Source organism: Chamaesiphon sp. VAR_69_metabat_338, assembly GCF_031423935.1.
Classification (GTDB): Bacteria; Cyanobacteriota; Cyanobacteriia; order Cyanobacteriales; family Chamaesiphonaceae; genus Chamaesiphon.
Map to the genome: position 1 here is coordinate 1 of NZ_JANPGM010000022.1, position 7,016 is coordinate 7,016.

The 7,016-nt window shown below is 47.8% G+C and carries 7 protein-coding genes; 1 reads left to right on the forward strand and 6 read right to left on the reverse strand.

All coding sequences use genetic code 11. The features are described 5' to 3' along the window. The 5 genes from RMO84_RS00690 to RMO84_RS00710 all read right to left on the reverse strand — a co-directional run. A partial coding sequence (locus RMO84_RS00690) for a hypothetical protein (RefSeq protein ID WP_310486492.1) occupies positions 1-180 on the reverse strand: 180 nt, incomplete at its 3' end. Between the two features lie 241 nt (positions 181-421). After that, positions 422-1,876 carry a peptidoglycan DD-metalloendopeptidase family protein gene (locus RMO84_RS00695; protein ID WP_310486493.1) on the reverse strand — a complete coding sequence of 485 codons (1,455 nt, stop codon included), beginning with the start codon at positions 1,874-1,876 and terminating at the stop codon, positions 422-424. 91 nt (positions 1,877-1,967) lie between these two features. Continuing rightward, on the reverse strand, positions 1,968-2,753 hold the full coding sequence (locus RMO84_RS00700; RefSeq protein ID WP_310486494.1) for a biotin--[acetyl-CoA-carboxylase] ligase: 786 nt from the start codon (positions 2,751-2,753) through the stop codon (positions 1,968-1,970). A 111-nt stretch (positions 2,754-2,864) separates the two neighbouring features. Further along, on the reverse strand, positions 2,865-4,928 hold the full coding sequence (locus RMO84_RS00705) for an AAA family ATPase (RefSeq protein ID WP_310486495.1): 2,064 nt from the start codon (positions 4,926-4,928) through the stop codon (positions 2,865-2,867). Then, positions 4,925-5,062: a hypothetical protein gene (locus RMO84_RS00710; protein WP_310486496.1), complete on the reverse strand. Its 138-nt coding sequence runs from the start codon at positions 5,060-5,062 to the stop codon at positions 4,925-4,927. Before RMO84_RS00710 ends, RMO84_RS00705 begins: the two co-directional genes overlap by 4 nt. A gap of 129 nt (positions 5,063-5,191) precedes the next feature. On the opposite strand from RMO84_RS00710, the gene RMO84_RS00715 reads away from it, so the two are divergent. Continuing rightward, positions 5,192-5,656 (forward strand): hypothetical protein, encoded by a 465-nt coding sequence (locus RMO84_RS00715; RefSeq protein WP_310486497.1) that lies wholly within the window; start codon positions 5,192-5,194, stop codon positions 5,654-5,656. A gap of 68 nt (positions 5,657-5,724) precedes the next feature. Here RMO84_RS00715 and RMO84_RS00720 read toward each other — a convergent pair. Next, the coding region (locus RMO84_RS00720; RefSeq protein WP_310486498.1) for a DUF3656 domain-containing protein at positions 5,725-7,016 on the reverse strand (1,292 nt) is incomplete at its 5' end.

Here is a 7,016-nt window from a genome sequence, read left to right on the forward strand (position 1 = left end):
CTCAGGGTCGAGATAACTACGACGCATTTCTGTAATTGCGGCTTGACGTTGCTGTTGAGGATAAGAATTACCACGTGCAAATAAATTGCCTTGATAATTTACCCCACTCACAATCTCTGAGATCGTTCCGAACTGACGTACAAGTTGACAATAACTTACGTCTTGTGACTTGAGTAACATGCCACCTGATTTCCTAATAGGACTAAATTGAACTTGTAAATAAACTCGATGAATTTGGCACTAAATTACAGCTAAATTAGCACGATCCGTCGATCTAGTTGTTGCAAACTAATTAAAAAGATTGGGGGCGATCCCCATATCAATTAATATACCCTGCCAGCCGATCGATATTAGCCTCTTAAAGAAATATCCTAGTAACGATCGCTACCAGGATACTCCTAATTAAGTTCGGTAATAGCGATTAATTGATGCCTGGTGGTAACTCACCTTGGGCAAAGGGCATCGAGCGACGTAAATTGTCCAGTGCATACTTAATATCTTCACCTGGATCGATCGCTACCCAGCCATCAGTAGTCGAAATTCGCGCCTCGAAGTGGAGGTGAGGGCCAGTAGAGTTACCAGTACTGCCGACTCGTCCGATGACGGTACCTTGCTCGATGCGTTGTCCGGGTTGCACGAAAACTTCCGATAGGTGGCCGTAAAGGGTTTGTTGAACGCCATTATGTTGGATGACTACGGCTTTACCATAGCCGCCCAGCCAACCAGAGGAAATAATTATTCCCGAGCCAGCCGCGACTACAGGTGCGCCCATCGGTGCGCCGATATCGACACCAGAATGGAAGCGACGGCTGCCAGAGATCGGATGCGTCCGCCAACCAAAGCTGGAAGTAGTGGGTGCGGGGCTAGTGAGCGGGTAAATCAATTGAGTGTTGGACTCATTGGGTTTGGTACTGGCAAACGCGAGAGGTTTGGCAGTGCCGGTATTGACAGTCGGGATTGCCGGAACGACAGGGACGACGCTCACACCAGCGACTCTAGGTAGTTGTGCGACCTGGGGCACTTGGTACTTTTGAGTGCGTGGCGAGGGTACCAAAATTTCGAGCGCATCTTGCGTGTGGACTGGTACGACTGCGGTCGTTAATGGAGCTGTTAATGCTGGTTGAGGGTTGCCGGTTCTACCGATTACAGTAGGTCTCATCTGCGTCACAACAGTAGGTTTGACCGCAGTGATGGGAATTCCCGTCCGCGAATTAGAATTAACAGTTGTGGGCAAGGATGTAGTCATCGCAGGCAGCTTGACAACTTCCGGCACCGAGCGATAACCAGTAGTCGGTTGTGGACGTACGCTGGGCTGAACTTGGCTACCAGTCATCGAGACTGTTTCCCTATTTTGGGGAGGAATTGTCGATCTCAATGGAGCGGGAACTGGAATCGTAATGAATGGTTCGGTGGCCGTCGGTACAGAATTCGCGCCATTGACACCGACGGTGTAGTTGTCTGCGGTCAATACATCTGCATGTTGCGGACGGACGATGGTGCCAGTGGGGAGGATCGAAGCAGAACCAGGGGCAACGGCAATTGGGACTTCACGATTGGGCAGTTGCTCTGGTGTAACTCGAACTGGAGATTGCTTTTGAGCGGTTGGCAGGTAAGGGCCGTAGATGTCGCGACTGCTGGTTTGAGCGTCGGTATCGGTGCCAGCGGCAGCGATGGTGGGAGTTGCGACTCGTTCCGATGGGATGGTTTGAGCGGTCGAGATCGGTTTGAGATCCGCCCAGACAATGCCACTGGCACCGATGAAGCTGAGGCTACCCAGCCAAGCGACAATCTTCAACAAGAGAGGATTTCGGAAAAAGATACTCAGCCGAGGATGCTGTTGTGAATAATTTAATGTTTTTTCTGCCTTGCTGCTCATAATTATTATAAATTTAACGCAGTCCAGTTCAGAACTATTCATCCGCTCTAGCTCATCGCAAAATCATCGATTTTGCAGATGCCCAAAGTAACTAATTCTCATAGCCCAAGCTGAAAGTACCAGGTTGAAGATAAGTCTCCGTTGCCGCCGTAGCAGTCGTAAAACTGATGTGTAAATCTCCTTGTGGTGAGATTCCCAATACAGTCCCTAACTTACCATCCACCAGCACTGAACGTCCACGAGCATTGAGTAGTTCTAGATAGTCCGACAATAGACGGTCGATCGTGATTGGAGTGCACCGTTTGTACCCTCTTATGATTCCCCTAATAGTACAGCTTGTTAACATCTCCAGGGAAAAATTTCGGTAATTTGGCTGATAATCAGGATGGGGTGCTAAATTGATAGCTTGACCGCTGACTGGATTGGCATAGTTAATACCAACGCCAACGATCGCTTGATAAATTCGGCCTTGTGCAATTCGGGTTTGAGTCAAAATTCCACCGAGTTTGCGATCGGCTAACATCAAATCGTTAGGCCATTTAATCGATACCGGCAGACCTTCGTGTCTCAAGCGATCGGCGATCCCCCACACGATTCCCATCGTTAATTGATGCACGTTTATCGCTGGTAAATCCGGTGCGATCGCGAGCGACAAATACAATCCACCTCGCTCTGACTGCCATTGTTTACCTCTTTGTCCGCGTCCGGCTGTTTGGTGTTTGGCAATTACTACGGTGCCAGGAGCGGCATTTTCTGTGGTAATTAATTCTGCTAGTTTGTCATTTGTTGATGCTAAAGTATCGAAGATATAAATATTAAAATTCAAGTCCACTTCTCGATCTTCAGCGAGTAAATCTAGGAGTAATTGGCGATCCATTAGTTGATAGTTGATAATTGATAATCAATCGCTATTTTATTTGGTGCGCTACGCTTGGCAATCGCACACCCTACAATATTCTTGCAAATCAAATAGGACTAATATATTTGACTAGACTATCTCGCTAATTTCAGTATAGTCAAAATCATTGGGACTATGCTGAATTAGGGGGTAACAACGTCCGTCGATCTCTAGATAGTCTTCGGGAGCATCTAATTTAGAAGTATAGTAAGTCAGGATATATTGCTTGCCAATTTTTGAATGCATTTCGGTTTCGACTTCGTCGCGCCATTGGGTTTTGGTGACGAGGACGACTAACTGATTGGCTAGTTGCGGGAGAATCTGGGCAATCTGACGGCGCGAGATCCGATCGAGACTGCCAAATGGCGAATCCATGACGATTGGGAAAGTATTACTCTGAGGGACTGACAGTAATTTTTGCGCGCTCCAGGCGCGGACGCGATCGATAATGCCGCCGATAAATGAGAGACTGAGGATCTGATTTTCACCTGTTGAGGCAGCGACAGTCGTTTCGACACCTCTAGTAGTTTCAACTAAGATTAGTTCGTATTTTTCAGTAATCTTCGGGAGATAGGGAGTCACCGAAATTGTTTTAAAAATGATTTGAACTTGCTGTTCGAGTTCTAAGCGAAATTGTTGTTCTTGGCGATCGCGCATGGCGATTAATTCGTCAATTGCTGCGCGTGCAGCTTGGATGCGACGTTGTGCCAAACTTTGCCGATCTTGGTTCGATTGTTGTTTGGTAATTTGTTTGGCGAACGCGCTAACTTGGCCTTCGAGATGGCTAATTTGTTGCCGATCTCGACCTTGGGCGAGGGTGAGATCGCGAACTTTAAGATCGATATCATCGAGCCGTTTTTGGAGATTACTAATCTCTACGTTCGTATTTTGCCGCAGTTGCGATTCGAGATTATCGATGTGGATCTCTAACTGACTAATTTCCGATCGAGCGGTAGTAACGATTTGTTGTTGGAGATCGATCGCTTGCCAGAATTCACCACCTTTACTTTGGAGAGCTTCAACTTGCGAAATCAGCCGCATGGTTGTCTCTTCAATGACTGCAATACTAGCGCGAGACAGCCAGGTTTGGACTTGGCTATATGCAGGAGTGTCGGGATGTAATTTCGTGCCGCACAGACAATCTTGATGGTGGAGTAATTGCGCGAGAAATTCGCGGGAGATGCCTTGATTTAGCTCGCCGCGATCGCGTAATTCCGCGACAATTTTTTGGAAGTCTTGAGTTAAATTTGTCAGTAAAACAGTATGTGCTTGGGTGGAGATTAATTGTTTAATCGCCGTCTGTGCTTGGCGGAGTTGCGTCTGATGGGTAGCTTTGCTGCTCTCTAATGCTTGGCGTTGTTTTTGAGTCTCTTTCGCCGCAGTTAGTTCGAGTAAACAACTATTAATTTCCCGATCGATCTGTTGGAAATTAGCAATTTCGCTGGCAATCTCCACTTGACGCTGTTCGATTCGATCGATTTCTTGTTGGCATTGTTGTTGGGATTTGAGTAAATCTTTGGTCGTCGTATCGCCGATTTGAGCCAGTTCGGTTTCGAGTGTTTTCCGCGCTTCACTCAAATGTTTAATCGATCGATTCAAGACTTCTACACCCAGCAGAATTTTAGTCGCTTCGGCGATTTCTAGTCGTTTATCCTGACGGACGATTTGCTCGATCCGTTCGCCATCGAAAAAGAAATACTGGTGGAGACTAGCGGGGAGGATTCTGCCGATAATTTCGTCTGGCGGCTGCTGGGGGTGCAGCCATTTACCATCGGCGTCGCCGATATATAAGTAGAGTAATTCGTTGTTGACGATATTCACCGTGTCTGGCTGCTTGTAGGCGCGACACATTCGTTTGGCGCGGTAGCGTTTGCCATCGTGTTCCCAGGCGACTTCTACCCACGTATCGATGGCGGTACCGATCTCGGCTTCGGCGATGGCGCGTTTATTGACTAATTGCTGCGATTCGGCGAAGGCGGCGGTGAATTTTTCGTAGAGTACCCAGGTAAACGCATTGAGGATGGTGGTTTTACCCGCGCCGTTGTTGCCGTGGATAATGGTGGTATTGCGATCTCTATCGGTCGCCAGCCGCACTTCTGGGGTTTCACCATAAAACTGCCGGAAGTTACACAGGCGAATGGTCGTCAGCTTCATATGACGGCCTCTTTGACAATCTTGAGGATATCATCATTAATCGGCGAATTTTTTTTGCGATCGAGTCGATCTCGTTCGAGCTGGAGCACGCGCTCGATAATTTGGCGAACTTCTGGGGTGAGGTGTGGAGTCATGGTATCCGAGATCCTAACTATGGCAGAGCCGATGCTACCCAATCGTACAATTTCTAGAAAAATACTACTTAAGTGGAACCAATCTCGATCGCGAACCGTCTTAATAACTTGTAACAATTATTATCCCATATGAAAAAACTTTTACTCTTACCCGCAATCCTCGCTAGCCTAGTTGCCGCAATTACTCAAACCCCAACAGCAGCGATGGCTGGTGGCATCGGTAACAACTACGTCGGCCCCGTAGTTACTTTCGGTGGCGGCCAAAGTGTCTTTGGGATCGGTAGTAAGCTCGGTCTCTCCGACAATATCTCCCTGCGTCCGTTTGCTACCTTTCCTTCCGGTGGTGCGCAGCTTGGTACTAGTCTGACTTATGACTGGGATCTGCGTCAATCAGCCACCCCAATCACCCCCTTTATTGGTGTTGGCGCAGCTTTCCAGACTGGTGGTAATAATAATAACACCGTTGGTTATGCTCAAGTCGGTGCCGATTTTAATGTCAGCGATAGCGTTGCTTTATTAGGTTCGGTGCAAATCCCCTTTAATGGCAACAATTCAAGCACTAGCGTCTCCCTCGGTGCTGGTTTACGCTTCTAAGTTTTCAGCTAACAATTACTAACTAAAAAAGTAGGGTCGATCGATCGACCCTACTTTTTTAGTTGTCTCTACACGCCCAATGAACCGCGCGTCACGCCGAGCTGGCTGCTTAGTTGCAGACTTTTCCACAATTCGGTACCGCTAATTTGACCGCCTAATAGTTGTTGATAATAACCGATCGTTTCACTAACTACTGCTGGCGACTCATTCACAAACTCCAACCGGAAATTGTAGACGCCTAATTCCACCAAGCGGTGGATATATTCAGCCCCCGTTTGCGCGACGCCATTAAAGACCGTATTCCGGCAGCCAGCATCGGCTTGGAGGATGTGTTCCGTGCCCACGCGATCGCGTAATTTCACCTGATGCTCGTCGCAGGGACGACCGCAATTAGTATAGTCGGTGCCTTCAGATAAGAAGGCACAAAAGACGCAATGCTCCATGTGGAACATCGGCATGTGTTGGTGAATTGTCACCTCAAACCAATCGCGCGGACAACTGCGAATCAGGTCGGTTAATTGGTCGATATTCAGGTCGTATGAAGCCGTGAGCCGATCGAAAGCATAGTTTTGGTAGAAATAGTCAGCAGTCAGTGGATTGGCCACATTCAGGGCAAAATCACCCACGCAGCGATCGGTTTTAAAAAACTCTAAATGGTCGTAGTTTCTAATTAAATAACCATCCGCATCGCTCGATCGCACTTGTTCTAAAATCCAATTTTCCCCAGGCTTAGTAATGCGCGGTGGCGCGACAAAAATTTGCGGCGCAATACTCAGATGCTTGGCGGCGCGAACTAATTGCACGGCTTCGCGATATTTGCGCGGATCTTCGAGTTCGCAATAGATCGTGGCAATTCCCGATGCGATCGCCGCCGGAATTTGGTCTAATTTTCGTACTAAAACAATTAGTTGCGGCGGATTTAGACCCGGATGGATGACTTTTGGCAATAAGTCGATTAGCCGATCTTTGTCTGATAGTTGCCAGGATTTTGGTTGACTGCGAGCTGCGGTTAATTTGTCCACTAATTCGCGCCGAATTTGATTGAGCGCGCTGACAGGTAACATCAGATCGCCGACTACATTATTCGTCAGATTTCCCAAACAAAATGGCGTGTTCCCCAAGCGTCCTAATTGAGAGCTAAGTTTCTCGGTAGTCAGCGGTTGGTTCTGAGCGGCAACTAACAATATTTCCGATGCTGCTTGCACCACATGTCCCATGTCATCGCGGGCGATCGCGATTAATTGTTGGTTAACTTCGCCGTGGATTTCCAAATCGATCGGGCGTTGATATTTAGGCACGTCGCCAGCATAAGTTTGGCGGACTTGTTTATCTAACTCTGGATCGCTCGTTTTCCAGATCC

Excerpts from the sequence above, each read along its gene's own strand:
- RMO84_RS00695 (WP_310486493.1), bottom strand. The coding sequence starts at position 1,876 with ATGAGCAGCAAGGCAGAAAAAACATTAAATTATTCACAACAGCATCCT.
- RMO84_RS00700 (WP_310486494.1), bottom strand. The coding sequence starts at position 2,753 with ATGGATCGCCAATTACTCCTAGATTTACTCGCTGAAGATCGAGAAGTG.
- RMO84_RS00705 (WP_310486495.1), bottom strand. The coding sequence starts at position 4,928 with ATGAAGCTGACGACCATTCGCCTGTGTAACTTCCGGCAGTTTTATGGT.
- RMO84_RS00710 (WP_310486496.1), bottom strand. The coding sequence starts at position 5,062 with ATGACTCCACACCTCACCCCAGAAGTTCGCCAAATTATCGAGCGCGTG.
- RMO84_RS00715 (WP_310486497.1), top strand. The coding sequence starts at position 5,192 with ATGAAAAAACTTTTACTCTTACCCGCAATCCTCGCTAGCCTAGTTGCC.